Source organism: Pseudomonas sp. 13B_3.2_Bac1 (genome assembly GCF_025466205.1).
In the GTDB taxonomy this organism is placed as follows: domain Bacteria; phylum Pseudomonadota; class Gammaproteobacteria; order Pseudomonadales; family Pseudomonadaceae; genus Aquipseudomonas; species Aquipseudomonas fluorescens_H.
Map to the genome: position 1 here is coordinate 1 of NZ_JANLOG010000075.1, position 23,251 is coordinate 23,251.

At 53.7% G+C, this 23,251-nt stretch carries 21 protein-coding genes and 1 pseudogene; 11 read left to right on the top strand and 11 right to left on the bottom strand.

Annotation, left to right across the window (positions count from 1 at the left end; genetic code table 11):
* Window positions 1-155 precede the first annotated feature (155 nt).
* The 4 genes from leuA to NTD85_RS11490 form a co-directional block, all read right to left on the bottom strand.
* Complete coding sequence (gene leuA, locus NTD85_RS11475; RefSeq protein ID WP_027612129.1) at window positions 156-1,835, bottom strand: 2-isopropylmalate synthase; 1,680 nt, start codon at window positions 1,833-1,835, stop codon at window positions 156-158.
* Window positions 1,836-2,300: 465 nt separating this feature from the next.
* Entirely contained in the window at window positions 2,301-3,125 is an 825-nt protein-coding gene (locus NTD85_RS11480) for a peptidoglycan DD-metalloendopeptidase family protein (protein ID WP_003227874.1), read from the bottom strand.
* A 3-nt stretch (window positions 3,126-3,128) separates the two neighbouring features.
* Window positions 3,129-4,508 (bottom strand): exodeoxyribonuclease VII large subunit, encoded by a 1,380-nt coding sequence (gene xseA, locus NTD85_RS11485; RefSeq protein WP_262142190.1) that lies wholly within the window; start codon window positions 4,506-4,508, stop codon window positions 3,129-3,131.
* 133 nt (window positions 4,509-4,641) lie between these two features.
* Complete coding sequence (locus tag NTD85_RS11490; RefSeq protein ID WP_262142191.1) at window positions 4,642-5,529, bottom strand: LysR family transcriptional regulator; 888 nt, start codon at window positions 5,527-5,529, stop codon at window positions 4,642-4,644.
* A gap of 100 nt (window positions 5,530-5,629) precedes the next feature.
* On the opposite strand from NTD85_RS11490, the gene NTD85_RS11495 reads away from it, so the two are divergent.
* From NTD85_RS11495 to NTD85_RS11525, 7 genes and pseudogenes are all read left to right on the top strand, one after another.
* Window positions 5,630-6,403 (top strand): sulfite exporter TauE/SafE family protein, encoded by a 774-nt coding sequence (locus tag NTD85_RS11495; RefSeq protein ID WP_262142192.1) that lies wholly within the window; start codon window positions 5,630-5,632, stop codon window positions 6,401-6,403.
* Between the two features lie 144 nt (window positions 6,404-6,547).
* Window positions 6,548-7,096 carry a sugar ABC transporter ATPase gene (locus NTD85_RS11500; protein ID WP_262142193.1) on the top strand — a complete coding sequence of 183 codons (549 nt, stop codon included), beginning with the start codon at window positions 6,548-6,550 and terminating at the stop codon, window positions 7,094-7,096.
* Between the two features lie 116 nt (window positions 7,097-7,212).
* Entirely contained in the window at window positions 7,213-8,682 is a 1,470-nt protein-coding gene (gene guaB, locus NTD85_RS11505; protein WP_003227866.1) for an IMP dehydrogenase, read from the top strand.
* 99 nt (window positions 8,683-8,781) lie between these two features.
* Window positions 8,782-10,359, top strand: coding sequence for a glutamine-hydrolyzing GMP synthase (gene guaA, locus NTD85_RS11510; RefSeq protein ID WP_003227864.1), 1,578 nt, complete (start codon window positions 8,782-8,784; stop codon window positions 10,357-10,359).
* A 308-nt stretch (window positions 10,360-10,667) separates the two neighbouring features.
* Window positions 10,668-11,900, top strand: a complete 1,233-nt coding sequence (locus NTD85_RS11515; protein ID WP_262142194.1) for a tyrosine-type recombinase/integrase — start codon at window positions 10,668-10,670, stop codon at window positions 11,898-11,900.
* A 215-nt stretch (window positions 11,901-12,115) separates the two neighbouring features.
* Window positions 12,116-13,672, top strand: a complete 1,557-nt coding sequence (locus NTD85_RS11520; RefSeq protein WP_262142195.1) for an endonuclease NucS domain-containing protein — start codon at window positions 12,116-12,118, stop codon at window positions 13,670-13,672.
* An 81-nt stretch (window positions 13,673-13,753) separates the two neighbouring features.
* A pseudogene (locus NTD85_RS11525) lies at window positions 13,754-13,934 on the top strand (integrase); the annotation flags it as partial.
* A gap of 84 nt (window positions 13,935-14,018) precedes the next feature.
* Here the strand turns inward: NTD85_RS11525 and NTD85_RS11530 are convergent.
* On the bottom strand, window positions 14,019-14,990 hold the full coding sequence (locus tag NTD85_RS11530) for a LuxR family transcriptional regulator (protein WP_262142196.1): 972 nt from the start codon (window positions 14,988-14,990) through the stop codon (window positions 14,019-14,021).
* A 93-nt stretch (window positions 14,991-15,083) separates the two neighbouring features.
* On the opposite strand from NTD85_RS11530, the gene NTD85_RS11535 reads away from it, so the two are divergent.
* From NTD85_RS11535 to repC, 3 genes are read left to right on the top strand one after another with little or no spacing between them, the layout of a single operon-like run.
* Entirely contained in the window at window positions 15,084-15,308 is a 225-nt protein-coding gene (locus NTD85_RS11535) for a helix-turn-helix transcriptional regulator (RefSeq protein WP_370655187.1), read from the top strand.
* A gap of 3 nt (window positions 15,309-15,311) precedes the next feature.
* Window positions 15,312-16,211 carry a helicase RepA family protein gene (locus tag NTD85_RS11540; protein WP_262142197.1) on the top strand — a complete coding sequence of 300 codons (900 nt, stop codon included), beginning with the start codon at window positions 15,312-15,314 and terminating at the stop codon, window positions 16,209-16,211.
* A complete protein-coding gene (gene repC / locus NTD85_RS11545; RefSeq protein WP_262142198.1) occupies window positions 16,192-17,211 on the top strand; it encodes a replication protein C, IncQ-type in 1,020 nt (339 codons plus the stop codon). Before NTD85_RS11540 ends, repC begins: the two co-directional genes overlap by 20 nt.
* A 350-nt stretch (window positions 17,212-17,561) precedes the next feature.
* Here the strand turns inward: repC and NTD85_RS11550 are convergent, their stop codons facing one another.
* Window positions 17,562-18,569, bottom strand: coding sequence for a hypothetical protein (locus NTD85_RS11550; RefSeq protein WP_262142199.1), 1,008 nt, complete (start codon window positions 18,567-18,569; stop codon window positions 17,562-17,564).
* A gap of 740 nt (window positions 18,570-19,309) precedes the next feature.
* Window positions 19,310-19,555 (bottom strand): TraK family protein, encoded by a 246-nt coding sequence (locus NTD85_RS11555; RefSeq protein ID WP_262142200.1) that lies wholly within the window; start codon window positions 19,553-19,555, stop codon window positions 19,310-19,312.
* A 362-nt stretch (window positions 19,556-19,917) separates the two neighbouring features.
* Here NTD85_RS11555 and NTD85_RS11560 point away from each other — a divergent pair, with 362 nt between their 5' ends.
* Entirely contained in the window at window positions 19,918-20,286 is a 369-nt protein-coding gene (locus NTD85_RS11560; protein ID WP_262142201.1) for a plasmid mobilization protein, read from the top strand.
* A 126-nt stretch (window positions 20,287-20,412) separates the two neighbouring features.
* On the opposite strand, the gene NTD85_RS11565 is transcribed toward NTD85_RS11560, so the two are convergent.
* Genes NTD85_RS11565 through NTD85_RS11575 form a run of 4 tightly spaced genes read right to left on the bottom strand, consistent with a single transcriptional unit; the run spans window position 20,413 to window position 23,139 of the window.
* Window positions 20,413-22,125 (bottom strand): DUF2326 domain-containing protein, encoded by a 1,713-nt coding sequence (locus NTD85_RS11565; RefSeq protein WP_262142202.1) that lies wholly within the window; start codon window positions 22,123-22,125, stop codon window positions 20,413-20,415.
* Window positions 22,097-22,330 carry an ABC-three component system middle component 6 gene (locus tag NTD85_RS27755; protein WP_410017536.1) on the bottom strand — a complete coding sequence of 78 codons (234 nt, stop codon included), beginning with the start codon at window positions 22,328-22,330 and terminating at the stop codon, window positions 22,097-22,099. The genes NTD85_RS11565 and NTD85_RS27755 overlap by 29 nt, the downstream gene beginning before the upstream one ends.
* Entirely contained in the window at window positions 22,317-22,865 is a 549-nt protein-coding gene (locus tag NTD85_RS11570; RefSeq protein ID WP_262142203.1) for a hypothetical protein, read from the bottom strand. Before NTD85_RS11570 ends, NTD85_RS27755 begins: the two co-directional genes overlap by 14 nt.
* A 1-nt stretch (window position 22,866) precedes the next feature.
* On the bottom strand, window positions 22,867-23,139 hold the full coding sequence (locus tag NTD85_RS11575; protein ID WP_262142204.1) for a hypothetical protein: 273 nt from the start codon (window positions 23,137-23,139) through the stop codon (window positions 22,867-22,869).
* Window positions 23,140-23,251 lie beyond the last annotated feature (112 nt).

Below are 23,251 nucleotides of genomic sequence, written 5' to 3' on the forward strand. Positions count from 1 at the left end.
GTTGCGCGAGCAAGCCCGCTCCCACAGGTTGAACGCAATCCCCTGTGGGAGCGGGCTTGCTCGCGAAGAGGCCCGATCAGACAACACAAAACCAGCAGGCATAAAAAAGGCCCCGGAGTTCACACTCCGGGGCCTTTTGGCATGTCAGCGAAGGCTTAGGCCGCTTTCGCTTCCGGCTGGCTCAGGGAGCGGTTCAGCGCACTGAACAGCGCCTTGAAGCTGGCGGTGGTGATGTTTTCATCGATACCCACGCCGTGCACTGCACGCTCACCGTTCACACGCAGTTCGATGTAGGCCGCTGCCTTGGCGTTGGTGCCCGCGCCGATCGCATGTTCGTTGTAGTCCATGATTTCCACCGGAATCGGCAGACCGGCCACCAGGGCTTCCAGCGCGCCGTTGCCCTTGCCGCGCCAGTGCAGGTTGGTTTCGCCCTGACCCTTGCTCGCCACTTCCACTTCGACGGCACTGTTGCCGTTTTCTTCCTGCAGGCGATGGCTGACCAGCGCGTACGGGGTGTTGGCTTGCAGGTATTCGCTGATCAACAGCGAGTGGATCTGCTTGGCGGTCATTTCCAGGCCGAGGCGATCGGTTTCACGCTGCACGACCTGGCTGAACTCGATCTGCATGCGACGCGGCAGGCTGATGCCGTATTCCTGCTCCAGCAAGTAGGCGATACCGCCCTTGCCCGACTGGCTGTTCACACGAATCACCGCCTCGTAGCTGCGGCCGATGTCGGCCGGGTCGATCGGCAGGTACGGCACTTCCCACAGGGTATCCGGTTTCTGCTGGGCGAAGCCCTTGCGGATCGCGTCCTGGTGCGAGCCGGAGAATGCGGTGTGTACCAGGTCGCCGACGTACGGGTGACGCGGGTGCACCTGGATCTGGTTGCACTCTTCGACGACTTTGCGCACGCCGTCGATGTCGGAGAAGTCCAGTTCAGGGTCGACGCCCTGGGTGTACATGTTCAGGGCCACAGTGACGAGGTCAACGTTACCGGTACGCTCGCCGTTGCCGAACAGGCAGCCTTCGACGCGATCCGCGCCGGCCATCAGGCCCAGCTCGGTGGCGGCGACGCCGGTGCCACGGTCGTTGTGGGTGTGCAGGCTGATGATCACGCTGTCACGACGATTGATGTTGCGGCCGAACCATTCGATCTGGTCGGCGTAGACGTTCGGCGTCGCGCATTCAACGGTGGCCGGCAGGTTGAGGATCATCTTGTGCTCAGGCGTCGGGTTCCAGACCTCGATCACCGCGTCACAGACTTCCTTGGCAAACTCCAGCTCGGTGGCGCTGAAGGTTTCCGGGGAGTATTCGAAAGTCCACTCGGTGTCCGGCTGCATCGCCGCGTACTTGACGAACAGCTTGGCGGCGTTGACCGCGATGGCCTTGATGCCGTCCTTGTCCTGGTTGAAGACGATGCGACGGAAGGAAGGCGAGGTGGCGTTGTACAGGTGAACGATGGCTTTCTTCGCCCCGCGCAGGGATTCGAAAGTGCGCTCGATCAAGTCTTCACGGCCCTGGGTCAGCACCTGAATGGTGGTGTCGTCCGGGATGTGGCCTTCTTCGATCAGGGTACGCACGAAGTCGAAGTCGGTTTGCGAAGCGGCCGGGAACGAGGCTTCGATTTCCTTCACGCCGACTTGCACGAGGGTTTTCCAGAAGCGCAGCTTCTTCACCGCGTCCATCGGCTCGATCAGCGACTGGTTACCGTCACGCAGGTCGGAGCTGCACCAGATCGGCGCGGCGTCGATGGTTTTCGACGGCCAGGTGCGATCCGGCAGATTGATGACGGGGAACGCGCGGTATTTCGAAGACGGGTCTTTGAGCATGCTCATCGGGAAAATCCTTATTGTCTGGGCCGAAAAGAGGCGGCCTGCCGGTGGAACGAATGTTCGGGGAACAGCTTGGGACGAGGCGCAGCGATTCAGCCCGGCAGTCGTGCGCTGACGAGGCACAGACTGCGGTGCTGGCGAAGCTGAATAAGGGTGTGAGAGGTTTTCATGTCTTCAACCCTAACCGCGAGGGGAGAGGATGGCAAGCAGTCGAAAAAAATTGAGAGGAATACTCGAAAAGCGAGGTTTTGCGCGATTTTATTGTGCTTCAGGCGAATGATCGTGTTGATGTTTGCGCGGGGTTTGATTGGGGCGCAATTGAAACTGGTGGGGTGTCAGCAGGATTTACGGTAGTTGATGGGCCGCCTTCGCGAGCAAGCCCGCTCCCACAGTTGATCGTGTTCACCACACAAATCTTTTGTAGGAGTGAGCCTGCTCGCGATGAAGCCAGAGGCCTCACTGCATAAGTCAGGGCTGAAATGCACCAATGAAAATCGCTGGATCCACCCGCGCATCGTTCAGGCTGATGTTCCAGTGCATGTGCGGCCCGGTCGCCCGGCCGGTCGAACCGACCTTGCCCACCACTGCGCCACGGGCCAGTTGATCGCCGACCTTCACGTCGATTTTCGACATGTGGCAGAACATGCTGATAAAGCCCTGGCCGTGATCGACAAACACTGTGTTGCCGTTGAAGAAGTAGTTGCCGGTGAGAATCACTTTGCCCGCCGCCGGGGTCTTGATCGGCGTGCCGGCCGGCACCGCAAAGTCGAGGCCGGCGTGTGGGTTGCGCTCTTCGCCATTGAAGAAGCGGCGCACACCGAACTTGCTCGACAGCGGCCCGTTGACCGGTTTGTCCAGCAGCAGGTTGCTCGGGGTGTTCGGGCTGAAGCTGCGGTAAGCCTTGATCTGCTCGGCCAGTTCGCCCTCGATGCGCTTGAGGTTGGCCGGGTTCGGATTGACCTGCTGAGTGTTCTTCAGGGTGATGTGCTGTTCCGGGTATTTCTTGTTGCCGACCGTGAACGGCAGATTACGTCCGCCGCTGCTGATCTGCTGACTGCCGGGTTTGACCGTCAGCGGCACACCGACAATCGCCAGCCAGTTGTTCTGTTCTTTCACCACCAGCACCGGTTTGCCCTGATAGGTGGCTTTAGGCGCCTGAGTGGCGCTGCCCAGATCAACCACGGCCACGCCGCCCGGCACCGGTTTGTTCAGCAGACGGGTGATGTAGCTGTCGGCGTGGGCATTGAAGGTGGTCAGGCACAGCAACAATAACGGAGCGAAAAAACGCGGCATGGATCAGTCCAGTAAAGAGAGGGTGACAGGCGTCAGGTGGTTGTCCTCGACGCGCACTTGCAGTTCGCCTTCGCCGAGTTTGGCCTTCAGGCGCTGCCCGTTGTGGGTCTGCGCGGCGTTACGGATGGCCTGACCGCGTTCATCCAGCAGAATGCTGTAACCGCGGCCAAGCGTCGCCAGCGGACTGACCACATGCAGCGTCTGCATCTGGCTGTGCAGTTGCAGGCGACGGCTTTTCAGGCCTTCGCGCATGGCTCGCGGCAGGCGTTCGGCGAGGCTGTCGAGGCGTTGGCGCAGCATCGCCAGTTGGCGTCCCGGGTGTTGCCCGGCGAGGCGGGTTTCCAGACGGATCAGGCGTTCGCGGCGGGTATTGAGCTGGCGCTCGAACGCCCGGCGCAGGCGCATGTCCAGGTCATCCAGGCGTTGCGCTTGCTGACGCAGGCGTTCGCCGGGATGACGCAGACGGCGGGCCATGCCTTCGAGGCGCAGGCGATCGCGCATCAAACGGTCGCGCATGCGCATCACCAGACGTCGGTGCAGGCTTTCGACCTGACGGATCAGGTGACTCGAATCCGGGGCCAGCAATTCGGCGGCAGCGGAGGGCGTTGGGGCGCGCACGTCAGCCACGAAATCACTGATCGACACGTCGGTTTCGTGCCCGACCGCGCTGACGATCGGCGTCACGCAGGCATCGACCGCGCGGGCCACGGCTTCTTCGTTGAAGCACCAGAGGTCTTCCAGCGAACCACCGCCGCGGGCAAGGATCAGTGCGTCGAAACCACGAGCGTCGGCCAGTTTCAGCGTGCGGACGATTTGCGCAGTGGCTTCGCGCCCCTGCACGGCGGTCGGAATCAGCGTCAGTTGCACCTGCGGCGCCCGGCGGCGGAACACGCTGATGATGTCGCGAATCACCGCGCCGGTCGGCGAACTGATGATGCCGATGCGTTGCGGATGCGCCGGCAGCGGCACTTTGCGTTCGGCGCTGAACAGGCCTTCGGCGCTGAGTTTTTCTTTCAGCGCATCGAAGGCCAGGCGCAGCGCGCCGTCGCCGGCCGGCTCCACGGTATCGAGAATCAGCTGATAGTCGCCACGCCCTTCGAACAGCGAGACCTTGCCGCGCACCTTCACGGCCAAGCCGTCCTTCAGCGCCTGACGCACCCGCGCCGCATTATTGCGGAACAGCGCGCAACGCACCTGCGCACCGCTGTCCTTGAGGGTGAAATACACGTGGCCGGACGCCGGGCGGGCGAGGTTGGAGATTTCGCCTTCGACCCAGATGTTGCTGAACACGTCTTCGAGCAACACCCGCGCGCGGCCGTTGAGCTGGCTGACGGTCAGGACCTCACGGTCCAGGCCAAGTCTTGCAAAGGGATCTTTAATCATGGGGCGCAGTTTAAAGGCATTGTCGCCGTCATTGCACGATCCCTGTAGGAGCTGTCGAGTGAAACGAGGCTGCGATCTTTTGATCTGGTTTTTTTTGAGATCAAGATCAAAAGATCGCAGCCTTCGGCAGCTCCTACAGGGGGTGGGTGAAGGTCTGGATGAAGTGTTGAATCAGTGGCGTGGGATTCTGGCGATAGGCGAGGGCAACGGTGCTTTGGCAATCGGCATCACTCAGCGGTAGAAATCGTACGCCGCTGGGCGCGATGTCCTGCATCGACTCGGGCAGCAGGGCAATCCCGAATCCAGCCTGGATCAGCTGCAACTGCGTGGTCTTGCGCGACATCACCCGCGCGGCTTTGGGGAAAAAGCCCTGACGCATGCACAGGTCAGCGCACAAATAACTGAGTCCGCCGCGCTGCGGATGCGGGATCGAAATGAACGCTTCGTCCTTCAGTTGCGCCAGTTCGACAGCGGATGAATCGGCCAGCGGATGATCGCTCGGCACCGCCAACAGCAGGCGCTCGGTGAACAGATGCACAACCTGAATGCCCTCACGCTGACGCAACACCGGCAGGCGCAACAGACCAATGTCGAGACGTCCTTCGGCGAGTTCCTCAAGCTGCGCCTCGGAGGACAATTTGCCGATGTCCAGCGACACGCCGTGCTGCTGATCGAGATAAGTGCTGATCCGACGTAGTAGATGCCCGCTGATCGACACGGTGCTGGAATGACTCAGACGTACAGTACCCGATTGCCCGTTACCGACTTCGGTCGCCATTGCGCTGGCTTTGCTCAGTTCATTGAGCAGGTTTCTGGCTCGCGGCAAAAACGCCTCACCTGCCGCCGTGAGCCGGGGCTGGCGTGCAGTGCGTTCGAACAACGGGGTTTGCAGGCGCGCTTCCATGTCCTTGATCTGCCGGCTCAGCGCCGACTGCGCGATGAACAAGCGTTCAGCCGCGGCGCTGAAGCTGCCGCATTCGGCGATTTCCACGAAATAGCGCAGTTGACGGGTTGAAAGCACCAGGTATGCCTTTTTGAGATGGGTGGGCGACTTTGATCATATTAGTCGCAAGGCTTGGCGCTGGCTAAAGTCATCACAGGCTTATAAAGGAAGCGGACCGATGAGCGTGGCGGGGTTGTTGAGCGAGTGGACGTGGGGCGCGGGCGGCTGGGCGGTGATCGGGTTGGGCATCGCATTGGCCTATATCGTCTTCGGGATTGCCGGGTTCGGTACCGCACTGGTCGCGGGGCCGATTCTGATTCTGTTCATGCCGTTGTCGAAAATAGTGCCGCTGCTGGTGCTGCTGGATTTCATCGCGGCGTTCGGCAATCTGCTGCCTTCGCGCCGGGACGTGGCGAAACCCGAGTTGTTGCGGCTGTTGCCGTGCATGGCGGTGGGATGCACGTTGGGGGTGATTTTCCTGCTTAACCTCAAATCCGATCTGTTGCTGCTGTTGATGGGGCTGTTCATCAGTGCTTACGCGATTTACAGCCTGTGGGTCAAAGCCCGGCCGACGCAGCTGTCCGCCGCATGGGCGCTGCCGATGGGCACGGTGGGCGGGCTGTTTGGCGCGCTGTTTGGCAGTGGCGGCTTCTTATATGCGATCTATCTCAACAGCCGTTTGCCGAAAGATGCGGCGCGGGCCACGCAAAGTGCGCTGATCAGTTGCAGCACGGTGGTGCGTTTGAGCCTGTTCGCCATCGCCGGGGTGTATGCCGAGCTACCCTTGTTGATGCTGGCGCTGTGTCTGTTGCCGGCCATGGCGCTGGGGTTGTGGATCGGGCGGCGGTTGACCATGCGTCTGTCGCGCGAGGCGTTCGTGCGGCTGGTGACCTGGCTGGTGCTGGCGAGCGGGATTGCGTTGATCGGGCGCTACATTATTAGTGTGGCGTGAGCACTTGACCGGATTTCGTCAGGGATTAAGCTGCCGGCCTTCAGGGCCCCTTCGCGAGCAAGCCCGCTCCCACAGGGAATTGCATTTCAATGTGGGAGCGGGCTTGCCCGCGAAGGCGTCAGAAGCCATACCGCAGGACTTTCCATGAATTCGCAAAGCATCATCGTCCCGAAAATCTCCACCCTGCCGGTCCACGAACCCCGGGCCCGGGCGATCGTGCGCTGGCTGGTGCGCAAGAACATCATCGAAGAACAGCTGACTACCTGCGGCCGCACCGGCAACCGCATGGCCCATGCGATTGCCGACGGCGCGCGTGCGGTGGTACTGCATCCCGAGGCACTGCCTTTCGGTGAACCGATCAATGGCCTGGAGATCATCGTCAAGCGCTGCATCTACACCCCGGCCAAGGGTTTTCTCGAAGAGGCCGGGTGCGCCGAGTGCCGCCGCGAAGTCGGCGAAGCGCTGTTCGAGAGTCTGGAAGACTGGATGCCCGGGCGCACCGATAACTTCACCTGCCCGGAATGCGGGCATGAAGACGATATCAACGGCTTTCTGTTCTTGCAGGAATGTGCGTTTTCCAACCTGGGTTTCATCTTCAACAACTGGCTGGAAGCCGGTTTCAAGCAGAGCTTTATCGATGAGTTCGCCGATTGGCTGGATCAACCTGTCTCTTGGGTCAAGGTGGAGCTGTAGCGGCCGCGGTTCCCGTACATCAGTAACATCGATAATAGACAGAGTTTTACGTTGAACAGCAGGGGGTGTCTGACTATAATGGCGCGCTTCCATTTTCCCGCTCGGGAGCCCCCGCGATGCTGCGTATCAGCCAAGAAGCTCTGACATTCGACGACATTCTCCTAGTGCCCGGTTATTCCGAGGTGCTTCCTAACGAAGTCAGTCTCAAGACCCGCCTTACCCGTGGCATCGAGCTGAATATTCCTCTGGTTTCTGCCGCCATGGACACCGTCACTGAAGCCCGTCTGGCAATCGCCATGGCTCAGGAAGGTGGTATCGGTATCATCCACAAGAACATGACCATCGAGCAGCAAGCTGCCGAAGTGCGTAAGGTCAAGAAGTTCGAAGCCGGCGTCGTCAAGGATCCGATCACCATCGAGGCTGATGCCACGGTACGTGACCTGTTCGAACTGACCCGCATGCACAACATTTCCGGCGTTCCGGTGCTGCACGATGGCGACCTGGTCGGCATCGTCACTTCCCGTGATGTACGCTTCGAAACTCGTCTGGAAGCCACCGTACGTGAAGTGATGACGCCTAAAGAGCGTCTGGTCACCGTCCGTGAAGGCGCCAACAAGAACGAAGTCCGCGAGCTGCTGCACAAGCACCGTCTGGAAAAAGTTCTGATCGTCGATGACAAGTTTGCCCTCAAAGGCATGATGACCGTCAAAGACATCGAAAAAGCCAAAGCCTACCCGCTGGCCAGCAAGGACGATCAAGGTCGTCTGCGCGTTGGCGCAGCTGTCGGCACCGGTAAAGACACCGGTGACCGCGTTGCTGCGCTGGTCAACGCCGGTGTGGACGTGGTGGTGGTCGACACCGCACACGGTCACTCCAAAGGCGTGATCGACCGCGTTCGCTGGGTCAAAGAGAATTTCCCTGAAGTGCAGGTGATCGGCGGCAACATCGCCACCGGCGCTGCCGCCAAGGCTCTGGCCGAAGCTGGCGCCGACGCAGTCAAGGTCGGTATCGGCCCTGGCTCGATCTGTACCACCCGTATCGTCGCCGGTGTCGGCGTGCCGCAAATCAGTGCCATCGCCAACGTCGCCGCTGCCCTTGAAGGCACTGGCGTGCCGTTGATCGCCGACGGCGGCATCCGGTTCTCCGGTGACCTGTCCAAGGCCATCGTGGCCGGTGCGTCCTGCGTGATGATGGGCTCGATGTTCGCCGGTACTGAAGAAGCGCCGGGCGAGATCGAACTGTTCCAGGGCCGTTCGTACAAGGCTTATCGCGGCATGGGTTCGCTGGGCGCCATGTCCCAGGCTCAAGGTTCCTCCGACCGTTACTTCCAGGACTCCTCGGCAGGCGCCGAGAAACTGGTTCCGGAAGGGATCGAAGGCCGTGTGCCGTACAAAGGCACCCTGACCGCGATCATCCACCAGTTGATGGGCGGTCTGCGTTCCTCGATGGGTTACACCGGCAGCGCCGACATCGAAGAAATGCGTACCAAGCCTGAGTTCGTGCGGATCACCGGTGCCGGTATGGCCGAATCCCACGTTCACGACGTGCAGATCACCAAGGAAGCGCCAAACTACCGCGTAGGTTGATGCTTCAAGCAAATCGTTAAGCAACCGGGGCTGTTTTATTCAGCCCCGAGTTGTTTCTGAATCACGACTGTTTCTGAATTACTTAGACGAGACTGAATCATGGCCCTCGACATTCACGCTCACCGCATCCTGATCCTCGACTTCGGTTCGCAATACACCCAACTGATTGCCCGCCGCGTGCGCGAGATCGGTGTGTACTGCGAGCTGCACCCGTTCGACATGGACGAAGAGGCGATCCGCGAATTCGCGCCTAAAGGCGTCATTCTCGCCGGCGGCCCCGAGTCCGTACACGAAGCCAACAGCCCGCGCTGCCCGCAAGCGGTGTTTGACCTGGGCGTGCCGGTTTTCGGTATCTGCTACGGCATGCAGACCATGGCCGAGCAACTGGGCGGCAAGGTTGAAGGTTCCGAGCTGCGTGAGTTCGGTTACGCCCGCGTTGACGTGGTCGGCAAGAGCCGCCTGCTCGACGGCATCGAAGACCACATCGACGCCGACGGCCTGTTCGGTCTCGACGTGTGGATGAGCCACGGTGACAAGGTCACCAAGATGCCGGAAGACTTCCACATCCTCGCCAGCACCCCAAGCTGCCCGATCGCCGGCATGTTCAACGACGAACGCGCTTACTACGGCGTGCAGTTCCACCCGGAAGTGACCCACACCAAGCAGGGCGGTCGCATCCTGTCGCGCTTCGTGCTGGACATCTGCGGCTGTGAAGCCCTGTGGACCCCGTCGAAGATCGCTGAAGACGCCATCGCCAACATCCGCGCACAAGTCGGCACCGACAACGTGCTGCTGGGTCTGTCCGGCGGCGTTGACTCATCGGTGGTTGCGGCGCTGCTGCACAAGGCTATCGGCGACCAGCTGACCTGCGTCTTCGTCGACAACGGTCTGCTGCGTCTGCACGAAGGCGAGCAAGTGATGGCCATGTTCGCCGAGAACATGGGCGTCAAGGTGATCCGCGCCAATGCTGAAGAGCAGTTCCTCAACAACCTGGCCGGCGAAGCCGACCCGGAGAAGAAGCGCAAGATCATCGGCCGTACCTTCATTGACGTGTTCGATGCCGAATCCTGCAAGCTGGACAACATCAAGTACCTGGCGCAGGGCACCATCTACCCGGACGTGATCGAGTCGGCTGGCGCGAAAAGCGGCAAGGCCCACGTGATCAAGTCGCACCACAACGTGGGCGGCCTGCCGGAAGAGATGAACCTGAAACTGGTCGAGCCACTGCGCGAACTGTTCAAGGACGAAGTCCGTCGTCTGGGTCTGGAACTGGGCCTGCCGTACGACATGGTCTACCGTCACCCGTTCCCGGGCCCGGGTCTGGGCGTTCGCATCCTTGGCGAAGTGAAGAAGGAATACGCCGACCTGCTGCGTCGTGCCGACCACATCTTCATCGAAGAACTGCGCAAAGCCGACTGGTACCACAAGGTCAGCCAGGCCTTCGTGGTGTTCCAGCCAGTGAAATCGGTTGGCGTGGTCGGCGATGGCCGTCGTTACGCCTGGGTTGTGGCCCTGCGTGCCGTAGAAACCATCGACTTCATGACCGCACGTTGGGCTCACCTGCCTTACGAACTGCTGGAAACCGTTTCCGGCCGCATCATCAATGAAATCGAAGGCATCTCCCGCGTCACTTACGACGTGTCGAGCAAGCCGCCGGCGACGATTGAGTGGGAATGATTGGATGTCCGGCATAGGCTGGCACCGACAGGTATAGAAACACCCCTAAGCCCGCGTAATTGCGGGCTTTTCTCGTTTTGCGTCTGGCAATATCTGGCAGTTTTTAGCATCGCCAAGCAACCCCTATCCGTGGCATGGTAGCTGGTATTATCTGAGCCTGATGCCATGTCCATGCCCTGATACCATGTGAAGCTTTAAAAAGCGTTCATGGTATTAAAAATTATCAAGTAATTGATTTATAAGTAATTAATGCTGAAATTTTGTAGGTTTTTAGGACATGGTATTTTGACCGAAAAAAGGCAGGGACCATGCTTACCGATACCAAGCTGCGCAACCTCAAGCCGAGGGAAAAACTCTACAAGGTGAACGACCGTGACGGCCTCTATGTAGCCGTCACTGCCGCTGGAGCCATCTCGTTTCGCTACAACTACTCGATCCACGGCAGGCAAGAAACCATCACCTTCGGCCGGTACGGCAGTGGCGGGATCACCCTTGCGGAGGCGCGTGAGCGGCTGAATGAGGCCAAGAAGATGGTCGCGGCCGGGAAGTCGCCAGCGAAGGAGAAGGCGAGGGACAAGGCTCGTGTCAAGGATGCGGAGACTTTCGACGCTTGGGCTGAAAAGTGGCTGCGCGGCTACCAAATGGCCGATTCCACCCGCGATATGCGGCGCTCCATCTACGAGCGTGAGTTAAAGCCGAAATTCGGTAATCAGAAGCTTGTGGAGATCACTCACGAGGATCTGCGGGCACTGACCGATGCCATCGTAGAGCGAGGTGCGCCGGCCACGGCAGTACACGTCCGCGAGGTGGTGATGCAGGTCTATCGTTGGGCCATTGAACGCGGGCACAAGGTCGAGAATCCGGCAGACTTAGTACGTCCTACCAGCATCGCTAAGTTTGAGCCACGCGACCGGGCGCTGAGCTTTGAAGAGATCGGCTTGATGTACCAGTACATGGAGCGCATTGGTACCGCATCGTCTGTCCGTGCTGCGGCTAAGCTGCTGTTGCTCACAATGGTGCGCAAGAGTGAGCTAACCAATGCGACCTGGAGCGAGATCAATTTCACCGAGGCTCTCTGGACCGTTCCCAAGGAACGAATGAAGCGCCGAAATCCCCACCTCGTTTTCCTATCCAGGCAGGCGCTAGATATTTTCATTGCTCTCAAAACTTTTGCTGGCGGATCGGACTACGTGCTGCCGTCACGGTACGACTCGGATCTGCCTATGAGCGCCGCTACGATCAACCAAGTGCTGACGCTGACATACCGGCTTGCGCAGAAAGAAGGGAAGGCGCTTACCAAGTTTGGGCCGCACGACCTCAGAAGAACAGCTAGCACGCTGCTGCATGAGGCTGGCTACAACACTGATTGGATTGAGAAGTGTCTTGCGCACGAGCAGAAGGGGGTGAGGGCGGTCTATAACAAGGCTGAGTATCGTGATCAGCGCCGGTCGATGCTGCAGGATTGGGCGGATATGATTGATGAGTGGACGCTCAATCGGTTGAGTCAAGCTCACAAGCCTAATATGTATGCACCATCTTGAGCGTGGTTCGATGAGTCCGATTACCCGTTTTGATCGTACCCTCCAAGCGCACCGATGGTCCGATAATGGCCAAAACCGGCATTGGGCGGTAAGTCATAATTGACATCTCAGACCCAAGAGTGGAGGAGTGAGCTTAAGCGGTTATAGTGCTGATTAATTACCGGATATTAGATGCCTTATAGCACTCGATTCGAACTATGAAATGGAGGTCATGAATGAAAGCGGTATTAGGATTGTATGACGACGAGGCTGGTCTGAGAGATGCTTTGTCTGAGCAGCTTACGGCTATCGAAGAAGGGTTGCGTCTTGTTGGTACGAACTATGTTGTTGAGAATGTGCATGGCGCTGACGGAAGTTTCGATATTCTGGCTAAAGATGAATTTGATAACTTCGTTATAATCGAAGTGAAAAGAAGTAACCAGGCTGCAAGGCAGGCGCTACATGAGTTAAGTAAGTATATTTCTTTGTTCATGGAAGGGCAAAAAGTAGATCAGCATAAAATTAGATGTTTCGTTGTGTCTACCGAGTGGCATGAGCTGGATGTTCCATTGTCCTACTTCAAAATGAACAGTCCTGTTGATATTTCAGGTTTTATTGCTACCGCATTAGATGGCCAGTTACACGTGTCAGAAAGAATTCTTCCTGGTGTCGACGTATTGCCAAAGCTTTCGCCTGATATGAGATTCATATTCTTTTCAGATATGGATACGCTCATTGAGTATGCGGAGGATGTCAATCGGGAATTAAGCAATATAAAACTCCTAAGATTGGCATTTTTAGTCATGGAGCCATTGAGTGATGTCTGTCCAGAATTTAGAGGTTTGCTCTGTGTCTGGAGGGTGCCGGAATATGGAATAGAAACTATCGAAAAATTTATAGAAGATCCTGAACTGGCCGAAGATTACTATCATTTCAGCGGCTGGGAACTCGAAACAGACGTTCTAAACTGGGTGATGTCAAAAAGTGATAAAGCGCTGGTTGTCTTCGCTGAGGACGAACGAGCGACACCAGAAAAGGTTTCAAATTACCAAGAACTTTATAATTTTACTAAGTTGATTAAGCTTGGCGACTGGCCGAAGAATGATCTTGTCAATAACTTGGAAGAGGTATTGCGCTGCGTAATTGCTAGGGACGTCTCCTCACTAGGGCGTCGTGCTAATCGCCATGAGTTTTCGCTTAAGTCGAGTAAAAAATCTCTCAATAACTGGATCTACAGTGTTTCTGCTTTTAAGGATTTTTTGAGTTATTCTGACTTTTGGGTACAGGAAGTTACAGCTTTTGAAAAGAGAATTTCAGTCTCGGCCAAAGTTGAGTTCGAGGCTTGGGACGAAAGACATTTTTTTTATTCTGTTTACAAGGCAGTGGATTATCCAAGCAGCGGTCTGTCTCATTTCAAGCTTACGGTCAGTGAAAAAGGAAAGGCTGATATAATCTTTTTTGGCGGGTGGGCATGGGATGGAAAGACTAAACCAAGCGACGCTATAACAAACATAGAGAAAGCATATGGCAGTCTAATTCATTCGGAATTAATGCTGTTCAGCGCCGTGGACGAAGAAAGATATGAATTTATTCACTATGAGCATGGTTTCCATCCTTTCGTAGGCGTTTATACGCAGGATAAAGGCAAGCCGAAAATTTCTTGGCCACGAAATAGTCCAAAAAATATAAGCTGGCGTTCTAATCTTGCGGTGTTCGTATCAAATAATTTTACCTACTGTGATGAGGTTTCGAAAAGTTACTCTGGTATTCCTAGACTAGTACGTACTAAATGAGAGGGAGAAATTATATTTTCGCCAAGCTGGCGCTATTTCAGCTTGACTCATGGTGCTATGTGCAACCAGGTTATCCATCGCGCTAGTGTGCGGCATGAGGCTGGCTATAACACTGATTGGAAAGTGCCTTGCGCACGACCAGAAGGGCGTGAGGGCTGTATACAACAAGGCTGAGTATCGTGATCAGCGACGGGCGATGTTACAAGATTGGGCGGATATGATTGATGAGTGGACGCTGAAACGGGCTCGCTTAGATGAGTGATTCGCGTACAGGTCCGGTTTTGTTAATTTGATGTGGTTGGTCAAATTGGTTGACAAGAGAAGGTGCTTTGCGTGGGTAGGTACCTCATTGGCCAGAATGCTTCGCCGGATCCAGTCGAAATATTTCAGGGATCGAAGCAACGGCCTTCGATACAGCTTGGCGTTCGATACCTAGCCTGCGTGCAATTTCCGACTGATTGAAGGCGGACCGTTGAAGCATCAATATTTGCTTTTTTCGATCCGACAATTTTAAGTCCACCATCAGTCGTGCTTGGTTGCGTAGCTCGGCCTCATCGGCTGGCTGAAGGGTCTGGCCAAGCATGTAGTGGAAAATATACCCGTCGACTAACACGTCACCTGACTTAGCCTGAGAGGTGCCCCGCACCGCACATTGGCGGCTTAGTCGGGCGAGTTCGAGATCAAATTGCGCCACAGCTCGCTTCGCTTTTCTGTATGCGGGATTCCACGCCTCGCTTGGTAGCTTGGGACGGTGGGCAACGCAGTACAGGTTGCTCAGTCGAAGTTTTTCGTCTGCATCGTCCACTTTGGGGGCGTCGCTTCCTCCTGCGAATGAGGCTAGCTCCGCAAGTTCGCCACAGAATCGGCAAAACCCCTGTAGGCGCTGTCCATTCAAACGAGTATTGCGCACCTGGCTTTTCGCTGGTTGCTTGCGGTTGCTGGCTCCTACCAACTCAATCAACGATTCGAGGGTTGCGATAAATTGTTGATCTACTGCGGACTGTTGGTCCTCTGTGAGGACGAACGCTCGGAGCAATTGCCGCTGTAAGCGGACCATTGCATCAAGTCCTACCAGTCGAATGATCTCGCTGAAAGCTACCCCTGTTCCTGCGCCGGGGATGTGCCCCAAGCAGCGCATGGGAAGTGTTGTGGAGTAAGCCGCTACAGCCGGGTCGATAAGTTCTTCTACTAATCGAGTGATGGGGTAACGCTTCGCGGTCTTGGAGTACGGCTGCCAGCGATCCTGAAACTGTCCAATAGCTTCAGCGACAGTGGGGGCGCATCCGTCCCAGATGGGTATGGTCTGCTCATTTTTCATGTCAACCATTTTAGCCAATTATACGGTCGATGCAATCTGCATTGCAGGGCACTATCAGGCACTCATTCGCAAGTGACTGAAAGGGGTACAAGCATGCAAGCAATGACGAACAAGACCCTCATCAACCGTAAAAAGCTGCTGGCGATGATCCCGTTGGCTGAGCGTACGATTTACAACATGGAGCAAAGGGGAGAGTTTCCGCGCCGCATCGCGCTCACGAGTCGAAATGTCGCGTGGGATCTGGCCGAGATTGAGCACTGGATTGAAGGTCGCAGGGTGTCTGGTGTTCAAGCCATCCGTCCCGGTATGGGGGCCTGAACCGTGGCAATTGATTTACGGATAGCTTTCGAAAATGAGCCGCCGGTGCTCGACTTCATATGGCCCGGCTTCCTTGCGGGAACGGTAGGGGCTCTGGTAGCTCCCGGAGCCACGGGTAAGAGCTTTTGGGCGTTGGAAGCCGCAATGTCCGTCGCTTGCGGCGCAACCGTCGAGTGCAGGGCTGCCGGTGGTGACCTAGTGGGGCTTGCCCCCCGGAGCGCTGGCCGCGTCGTCTATCTCGCCGGAGAGGATCCGGAGATCGCGTTGGTGGGCCGCATTCATGCCATCGGCCAGCATCTAAACCAGCAGGCACGTCAAGCCATCGCGGAGAACCTGGCCCTTGAGCCGATCATGGGCAAGCGCCTGAACGTCATGGATGATCGGCACCTTGCTCGCGTCATCGAATTCTGCACCGGTGCCCGGCTGATCGTGCTGGACACCCTAAGCCGGATTCACAGCCTCGATGAGAATAGCAATGGCGACATGGCGCGGCTTGTCGCCACGCTGGAACACGTTGCGGCTAGCACCGGGGCCTCAGTCCTGTACCTGCACCACGTTAGCAAGGGCAGTGCCCGGGAGGGCCAGACCGATCAGCAACAGGCAGCGCGAGGCGCGTCTGCTCTAATCGACAATGCCCGCTGGTGCGGTTTCGTCGCCAAGATGACGGAGGACGAGGCGAAGCGCCTGAGCGACCGCTCCTTTGATAGACAGCCAATCGACAATGACAGGCGCCGCTTCTTTGTGCGCTTCGGCGTGTCCAAGCAAAATTATTCCACCACGCCGGTTGACCGCTGGTACTCACAGCACAGCGGTGGCGTGTTGCTCCCCGTGGAGTTAACGGAGACGAGACGCGACACGGGAAGTGGGAGCGGGGGTAAGGGTTATGGCACAGCAACGTATTAAACCTGCCTACGCCCGATTTGATCCTGCTCATTTATTCGACGGGCTATTCGTACCGACCAAGGGCAAGAAGCATGGGCGCTTGCTTGTAGAGCCGCGCCGGTTCGGCAAGCTAGAGATCGGGTTTCATGGCTATGAGCAGCTTGGGGCCCAGGACCAATCGATTTTGCTGGCCCTGACCGCCCAGCTTGGCATTGCCCGGCTTGTGATCGACGCTACCTCGGAGGGGCCGGTGAGCAAGCAACTACGCCTTGCGCTGGACTTCAACCAAGACGACGGCGCACCGCTGGCGAGCAAGCGCACCAGCCTACGGAGCTTGCTGATCGACGCCGGATACAATCCGGACACTAGCACCGATAAGGCCAAGGACAGCTTAAACAGGCTACGGGCTACGCAGATTCGGGAGATCGACCGAGAAACCGGCTGGGATCGAGTCTGCAACCTGATCTCCGTCAGCTTCAATCATAAGACTAGGGAAATTCACGTCGCGGCCAATCCTCGCCTGACTGGCGCGGTTTTCCGGGGGCAGCACGTCAAAGTCTCACTGTTTGAGCGCAACGAACTGGAAAGCGAAGTCGCCAAGCTGCTGCACTGCTGGCTTTGCTCGAACATCCGGCTTGGCCGGGCGCTCGGCAACAGTAACGGGGCACACCTCGACACTCTTGCGCCCCATGTCTGGGGCCGAGCGGCATGGGAAGGCTTCTCGAAACAGAGTAAGAGCCAGAAGCGCGGGCTGTTGCGGGATGCCTTGGAGGAGATAGCAGACCGCACACGCGGCTTGCAAGGCGGCATAGGTTGGGCCATCGACCAGACCAGCAGCGGGCTTGTGCTGGTGAGCCGCCCCAAGGAACTGCCGCTCCTTGAAGGCGAGCACGGCATGACCCCCAGCGAGTATCACGAGATCATGAGCCAGCCGCCCGATTCGGAGCCGTTCAACTGGCAGGACTGGACGCTGGGTCGCCCGACGCACCCTAGCCCTAACCCTTTACCACTCCAGCCCTAACCCTTTACCGCTCTAGCCCTAACTCTTTACCGGCCATATCCAAAAATCGGGAGTAGAACCGCGTCCCGTCTGGCTTCCAGCCTTTCCTCAAAATTCTGGTCTAAGAAGTTCTAATAGAACTTCTACCATGCGCGCGAAGCACCGCGCCTTGAGGGCGCGGCCCATCGCTTGCGGCCCTAGTGGCCTGCGGCCGTTGAGCACCAAAAGGAAAGGCTGTGGGGGGGTTATTCGCAACTGACAAAAAAGCGACAGGCGTCGCCAGAATGCCCTTCTTAAACTATGCCCCACCAAAGTAGTCACCAGCGCGAAATAGCACTTTATTTGATCATCTGCTGCATTCTAAGTATTGCTTAAAGCATAGAAAAAATCTCATTGGCAATTACCTTTAAATTTTTCTTTCGAGCGTCTACAGAGTTAGCATCTTGAGATCGACTATTAATGCTTTCTGAATGCGGAGATAGTATGTTAAAAATTTCCTTCCCTGACTTGCTTTCGGGTCTGAAACCCATGCGGCCAAAGTTGCCCGCTGAGTTAACTAGGACCTCAGCCCAACAAAGTTCGGTCAATATATGTGGGATAGTTATATCCTTAGATGCAATAAAGGCCACGTTGTATTCTTGTGTTTGCCTAATATAGAAAAGCTCTGCTGAAGATTGAATTAGAGCCATATCACTAGCCACGTTCATCAGGCGTTTTTCATGGTTCTTACCTTGGATGTCCATGTCGCTCTGAACCTTCGAGATTAGTCCTTCGTCATAGAGGGAAGGATTGACTTTCATGTGGAAGTAAGAGCATCCAGCGTAAAGCCCTAGGGTAAATATTGGTAGATCCTTATCCAGAAGAAAGGTTATGAACTCTTCTGTCTTTCGTTTAAACCCTGCTTTTGAGTGGTAGAATTTTTTTATGAGTAGTAGGTAGTCTCGCCATAAAGCAGTATTTGTTGAGATGTTTGGCGAAATTTTTTCTATCGCTAGATAATTTTTTTCGATCTCTTTCTTGTTTATACTCCATCCATACTCAGCTTTAAGGGCGTCTAGGTATTCGTCGTATGCATAGCGAGGACTTTTGTGAGTTCTCTGCTGTTCCGATAGTGCAACTAGTGGCGTGATTTTGGCGTTGTGCTCGGCCGCCCAGGTCAATAAGCGTTTAATGTTATTGGAATTTTTTCTACTGCGAAGATCACTCAGTATATTTAGATCTAGAATCAATAGGGTGTTCACCTTTGCCTTGATTCCGGAAAAATTTGGAGTCCCATAAAAAGGTGAGCCCAAGTAAATGTTTTCTCCCTCATCATCAGAGATTTTTATTAATGAGTGTTTTTGTGGGAGGAGATTTGTTTCAAATATAGTATTTTCCATGTGGCTCACATAAGATATTGAATTAATGCAACTTGGCTTTTGGCATGTGTCCCAGGTGTACGATGTGAAATCCAGAAAACATTATGTTTAAGATACGCCATCAACCGGCCAGTATGTCCACAACCATTCGGGCAAGACAGTTGTGGGGAATTGAAACCAAAGAAGGCTAATTCATAGGTACTTCAACAATCAGTGGCGATGGCTTGATCGATGAGTTCCAAAATTTCGCTTAAAGGTGTGTCAAAATAGTATTTGTGAGGTATTCCACTGTTGGCGAAGTAAAGATAGCCGTCCGCGTAGCGAAACACGTGACCGCCAATTCGAATGGTTGAGTCCGTGTCCGAACGTAGATGTTGTTTAAGTGCGAATAGTTGGTCGTAGCTGAAATCGAACGTCATCCACTTCTGCCAATAAGTGTGGAGCTTAATGCAGGGCATACTGACCTCGTGATCACGAAAAGTCGCTTATGTTGTCATGTTGCTTCCCACCTTGACAACCCTAGTTCACTGTATTGCCGATGCACCAGGGTTGGCATTAGAAGTGGGGCATCTGGACAATGTAGCCCCTGCATCTGTTAGAAGGCTCCGTAGATGCTGCGAAAACTGCTTCTTGGAACTTAAATGTGTCTTTCTTACCAATATCTTAAATCTTATTTGGCGTGCTTTTTTTTGGTGTCGCCACTTTTATCGTAATCGGCACTTTAGCTACTTATATTGATTCTGGTCACGCAAAAGATATTTTTAATTAGTCCGCCGGGGCCGAGGTTCGAAAACTGGTCGTCCCTGCTTGATGAACCGGGTGATGTATTTGGTGAACTGCGTATAGCCGAGGTCTAATCGATTCTCGAAAGCCTCGTAAATCTGCACCAGAGGCACCCCTCGCACGACTTCCGCCCGCACCTCATCCATGACAGCTAAGAACGACACACGGCCGCACCCGCGGCGTTGTAGGTGGTGCTTGTCAGGGGGCAGTTCGTGGTTACTCATGTGTATTTCTCCGTTCGCGCTGTCTGGTACCAATCAATATATCCATTTAAGAAAAAACAGCGCAACTTTCCGCGATTAATTGTTCTAACTAATGCGATTCAATGCGATTCAATGCGATTCAATGCGATTCAATGCGAGCTTAGGAAAATGTATGCGATTAAAAAAAGAGGAACTGGCTGTTTTGCCCAAATCGCATAGAATCGCAATAGCAAAGACGGCAAGATGTGTGTTGTACGGGTGCGGACTTTGTCCATCCCCTCCCAACTCCCCCCGTATTCGCCTGCGGCTCAATGGTGTCTCTTGCTCTGCGAGGCATACAGTCGCTACCGCGACGAGATAGAAGCGGCACCAAAGGAGGAAGCATGACCGGCGAACAGACAAGCAGGCCCAAAGCCCGTAGACGCGGCAAGCCGATAGAAGTTTGGGTGAACGATGAGGAAAAAGAACTGATAACGGCGCGCGCGGCCGAAGCCGGGTTGTCCCGGTCTGGATACCTACGCGCTGTCGGATTGCACTACCCGATACGGTCGGTTGTAGACCTGGCCGTAGTATCGGACTTAGCTAAGGTGAACGGCGACCTTGGTAGAGTCGCCGGCCTGCTAAAACTGTGGCTTACAGCAAAGCGAGGCCAATGTGCAGCAGCGATTGAGGTTGATGCAATTATGACCGAGTTTCGGCGTTTACAGGTGGAAATGCTCGGGAAAATGAGTTCAATTATTAGGGCCAAATAAGGAGAAATACAGAGCTCCTCATTGAAAACTAAAGTCAAGTTTTCCAGCTAAGCGGCCCTATATTATTTATGTGTTCTTAACATACCTTAAGCTAAATTAGTTGCATATTTATTGTGTGGAATTTGATCAGATTTTGAAAAATTTGTCTGTTTCTGAAAGCTCTAGAATTATCGAACGTTTTTTAAAGCCGTCAAATCTTGAGTCCGAAATTTTGTCGCTTAGCACTGATACTATATACTGGCCATCGACGTTGTTAGCGGCTTGGAAGATATCAAATATTTGATTGATATCGACGTCCTCAATGCTATCGTGAATAACGAAGGTAGGGCGCTTAAGCTTGGTCTCATTGACAAAGTCAATATATGCCAAATCGAAAGCACTTAGCTCACCTTTCTTTTTCCCACCAGTTGAATTCGGCGTTACACATATTACATCGAATCCGCATTTTTCCTTTTCTACGTCGAAGCTGAGATCAAAAATGTATCTTTCGTCGTAGAATAGTTTGCTGAGGTTGCCAAAATGCCTGTTGAAGTTTTCGACATTTTGTTCAAGGGATGTGATGTTGTTTTGGATTTCCTTCACAATCAGATCTTTGCTGTCTTCAAGTGCTTCTATCGCTTCTTTTGTATCCTCAATTTTTTGTAGAAGTGTCTTCGTACTTGCAATTTCCTCTCTAATTGTTGAGAGGGCGTTATACATTTGGCCGATTGACTTTAAGGTGTCGGGTTCGTTAATGTTCCGAAATACGTTTGATTCCATCTCCTGTAAACTATTTATCAGAGAACGAATGTGCGTCGATCTCTCCTCGGCTGTTGTTAGTTCTTTTTGAATTAGCTTTATTTTGTTTGAGAGGATTTTGTTGTGAAAGATTACGAGCTCTTCATAGGATCGGCTTAAGCTGCTGCTTATAGATACACCTGCCTCGGCGTAAATTTCGGATAGCTCTTTTCCGTTGACGCTGGACGCGCCACTATGGAGTTTCTCAACCGATTTTTTAAAGTGGTTGATTTTTGACTCTGTTTCAGAGTAGTTGATGGTGAGGTCTGCTATTTCACCTTGAATTCTCACCAGCTCTTTGACGCTTGATTCCTGAGTGTCTTTAAAATCGAATTTAGATATTCTAGATCTCAAATCCTCCTCCTCTGTTTCGAGGGGCTTTATCATTTTCAGTAGCGCGCTTTCCCGATGGGGATTTCTATAAGCGGCCAGATGTTTTTTCTTTAGTGAGATTTTATTGTTAAATTCAGCTTTTTCCTTTAGTAAGCTTAAGCCATGAAATCCAAACAGAAAAAGATAAACTTGATCGTAAATATCTGGCTTGGTGTTCACATGCAAAAAACGCGCGGTATTTTGCATTTTTTCATTAGTGTTTCGGATGAATTTATGGCTCAAGTTTCTGATGGAAGGTTTGTCTTCGCGCTGTCCAAATATCTGTTGCGCAATCAGATCCTGGTACTTTAGCTTTGATGTTGCCTCGTTGTTCGAGAAAAACGAATATTCCTTAGGGTTTCTAGTTAAGTTTCTTCCTATAGAGTGCTTCTTGCCGTCAAATCCCTGAAAATCAAGCTCTATAAGTATGTTGTTGGAGTCGATGAAGTTAGCAACCTCTGGGATGATTTTTTTGAACTCAGAGTCCGTGTAAATGTCCTCCCCAGAAGACATAAATATGTAGTCTAAAAGCCTTGAAAGAGTAGATTTTCCAACGCTATTTCCACTTTTGGCATTGGCGGAGTCAACGTTTACGATTAGATTTAGACCCCTTTTAAAGGGGACTTCTCTAAGAAGTTGATTGTTTTTGAATACTCGCAGACTATGCAATTGCATTTTCAATGCATCCATTCGAATTCAAGTTTATAGCTCCAATAATGTATAGCCAGTCAAGTGCGTAGGCGAATACTTCGTAAGAAATATCAAGCTTTAACTTGATTTTTTCGTAAAGGTTTTCGATATTTATATCTATGAAGGCACTGAGTGCTAATTCATGTAATATGGTCGCACCGATATATACGGGATTTAAAATTGGGTCCGAATCAATTGTGATCATTTGGGTTTTCTAGCACGATGCATTCAATTATGGAATAGCTAGTTATCAATACTACACCGAACTCTATGTCTTCATCAAAGTAACCGCTTTGTAGGTCTGATGAGGATCGGACAAAATTACCCGTTAAGGTAAGAACTTTAGCGACGACATTATCTGAGTGTGTTTTTAGCTTTTGAAGGTCATCTGGAAAATTTGAAATTCCGAATTGAGCCAATGCTTGCCAATAAAATAGTTTCATTTGGCGCTTTAGCTTGGTGCTTCCGCTGTTTACCATCTTGTTAAGTTGTGTGACTGAGCTATCTACTAGGAGGGCGTTCTCTACATATTGCTGGATTATCCAGCGATGAGTAGTGAGGTCATTAAACTGTATTTTTTTCTCTATTTCGGCAGGCTCTCTGGTAAGGTCAACTAAGGCAGGCTCTGCCGTCGCGATAATTTCAATCAGTTTACCTAGCACGCTGGAACGAGCTACCCGGCGGTCCGTTTCAATGTGAACTGGCCCGTTATTGTCTTTAAATAATACACCCTGGCCCATATTATCCTCTATTGTCGATGCTGACAGGGCCAGAGTTTTGCTGGAAATACTGTGATTTATCTCCTTGTGTGACGTTCATATTTTCAATTTTTTGCTTTAGGCTAACGTTCTCTTGAGTAATTCTTGCTAATTTGGTTTCGACTTCTTTTACCTGCTTTTTCGCTTTTGCTTTTCCGAACGTCTGCGCTAAGGCAATCAGTCCCGATACGACCCCTATTGCATAACCAACGAATCCTACGACGGGATCGGCTAAGAAAACCTTCAAGTATTCCATTTATGATGTTGCTCCTTTCAGATGTGAAAAAATAATCAGCATTTTAGAGTATGACGCCCGTTTATCTGTCCTCAATCGCGGTGAGGTTGCCTAAAGGCAGAGTGCCATCTCT

What these genes read in the sequence shown, in the direction of transcription:
- NTD85_RS11570 (WP_262142203.1), bottom strand. Translation starts at nt 22,865, where the DNA reads ATGGGCCAGGGTGTATTATTTAAAGACAATAACGGGCCAGTTCACATT.
- NTD85_RS11515 (WP_262142194.1), top strand. Translation starts at nt 10,668, where the DNA reads ATGCTTACCGATACCAAGCTGCGCAACCTCAAGCCGAGGGAAAAACTC.
- NTD85_RS11550 (WP_262142199.1), bottom strand. Translation starts at nt 18,569, where the DNA reads ATGGAAAATACTATATTTGAAACAAATCTCCTCCCACAAAAACACTCA.
- NTD85_RS11575 (WP_262142204.1), bottom strand. Translation starts at nt 23,139, where the DNA reads ATGGAATACTTGAAGGTTTTCTTAGCCGATCCCGTCGTAGGATTCGTT.
- NTD85_RS11535 (WP_370655187.1), top strand. Translation starts at nt 15,084, where the DNA reads ATGCAAGCAATGACGAACAAGACCCTCATCAACCGTAAAAAGCTGCTG.
- NTD85_RS11560 (WP_262142201.1), top strand. Translation starts at nt 19,918, where the DNA reads ATGACCGGCGAACAGACAAGCAGGCCCAAAGCCCGTAGACGCGGCAAG.
- NTD85_RS11565 (WP_262142202.1), bottom strand. Translation starts at nt 22,125, where the DNA reads ATGGATGCATTGAAAATGCAATTGCATAGTCTGCGAGTATTCAAAAAC.
- guaB (WP_003227866.1), top strand. Translation starts at nt 7,213, where the DNA reads ATGCTGCGTATCAGCCAAGAAGCTCTGACATTCGACGACATTCTCCTA.
- NTD85_RS11480 (WP_003227874.1), bottom strand. Translation starts at nt 3,125, where the DNA reads ATGCCGCGTTTTTTCGCTCCGTTATTGTTGCTGTGCCTGACCACCTTC.
- NTD85_RS11520 (WP_262142195.1), top strand. Translation starts at nt 12,116, where the DNA reads ATGAAAGCGGTATTAGGATTGTATGACGACGAGGCTGGTCTGAGAGAT.
- guaA (WP_003227864.1), top strand. Translation starts at nt 8,782, where the DNA reads ATGGCCCTCGACATTCACGCTCACCGCATCCTGATCCTCGACTTCGGT.
- repC (WP_262142198.1), top strand. Translation starts at nt 16,192, where the DNA reads ATGGCACAGCAACGTATTAAACCTGCCTACGCCCGATTTGATCCTGCT.
- leuA (WP_027612129.1), bottom strand. Translation starts at nt 1,835, where the DNA reads ATGAGCATGCTCAAAGACCCGTCTTCGAAATACCGCGCGTTCCCCGTC.
- xseA (WP_262142190.1), bottom strand. Translation starts at nt 4,508, where the DNA reads ATGATTAAAGATCCCTTTGCAAGACTTGGCCTGGACCGTGAGGTCCTG.
- NTD85_RS11500 (WP_262142193.1), top strand. Translation starts at nt 6,548, where the DNA reads ATGAATTCGCAAAGCATCATCGTCCCGAAAATCTCCACCCTGCCGGTC.
- NTD85_RS27755 (WP_410017536.1), bottom strand. Translation starts at nt 22,330, where the DNA reads ATGATCACAATTGATTCGGACCCAATTTTAAATCCCGTATATATCGGT.
- NTD85_RS11555 (WP_262142200.1), bottom strand. Translation starts at nt 19,555, where the DNA reads ATGAGTAACCACGAACTGCCCCCTGACAAGCACCACCTACAACGCCGC.
- NTD85_RS11530 (WP_262142196.1), bottom strand. Translation starts at nt 14,990, where the DNA reads ATGAAAAATGAGCAGACCATACCCATCTGGGACGGATGCGCCCCCACT.
- NTD85_RS11495 (WP_262142192.1), top strand. Translation starts at nt 5,630, where the DNA reads ATGAGCGTGGCGGGGTTGTTGAGCGAGTGGACGTGGGGCGCGGGCGGC.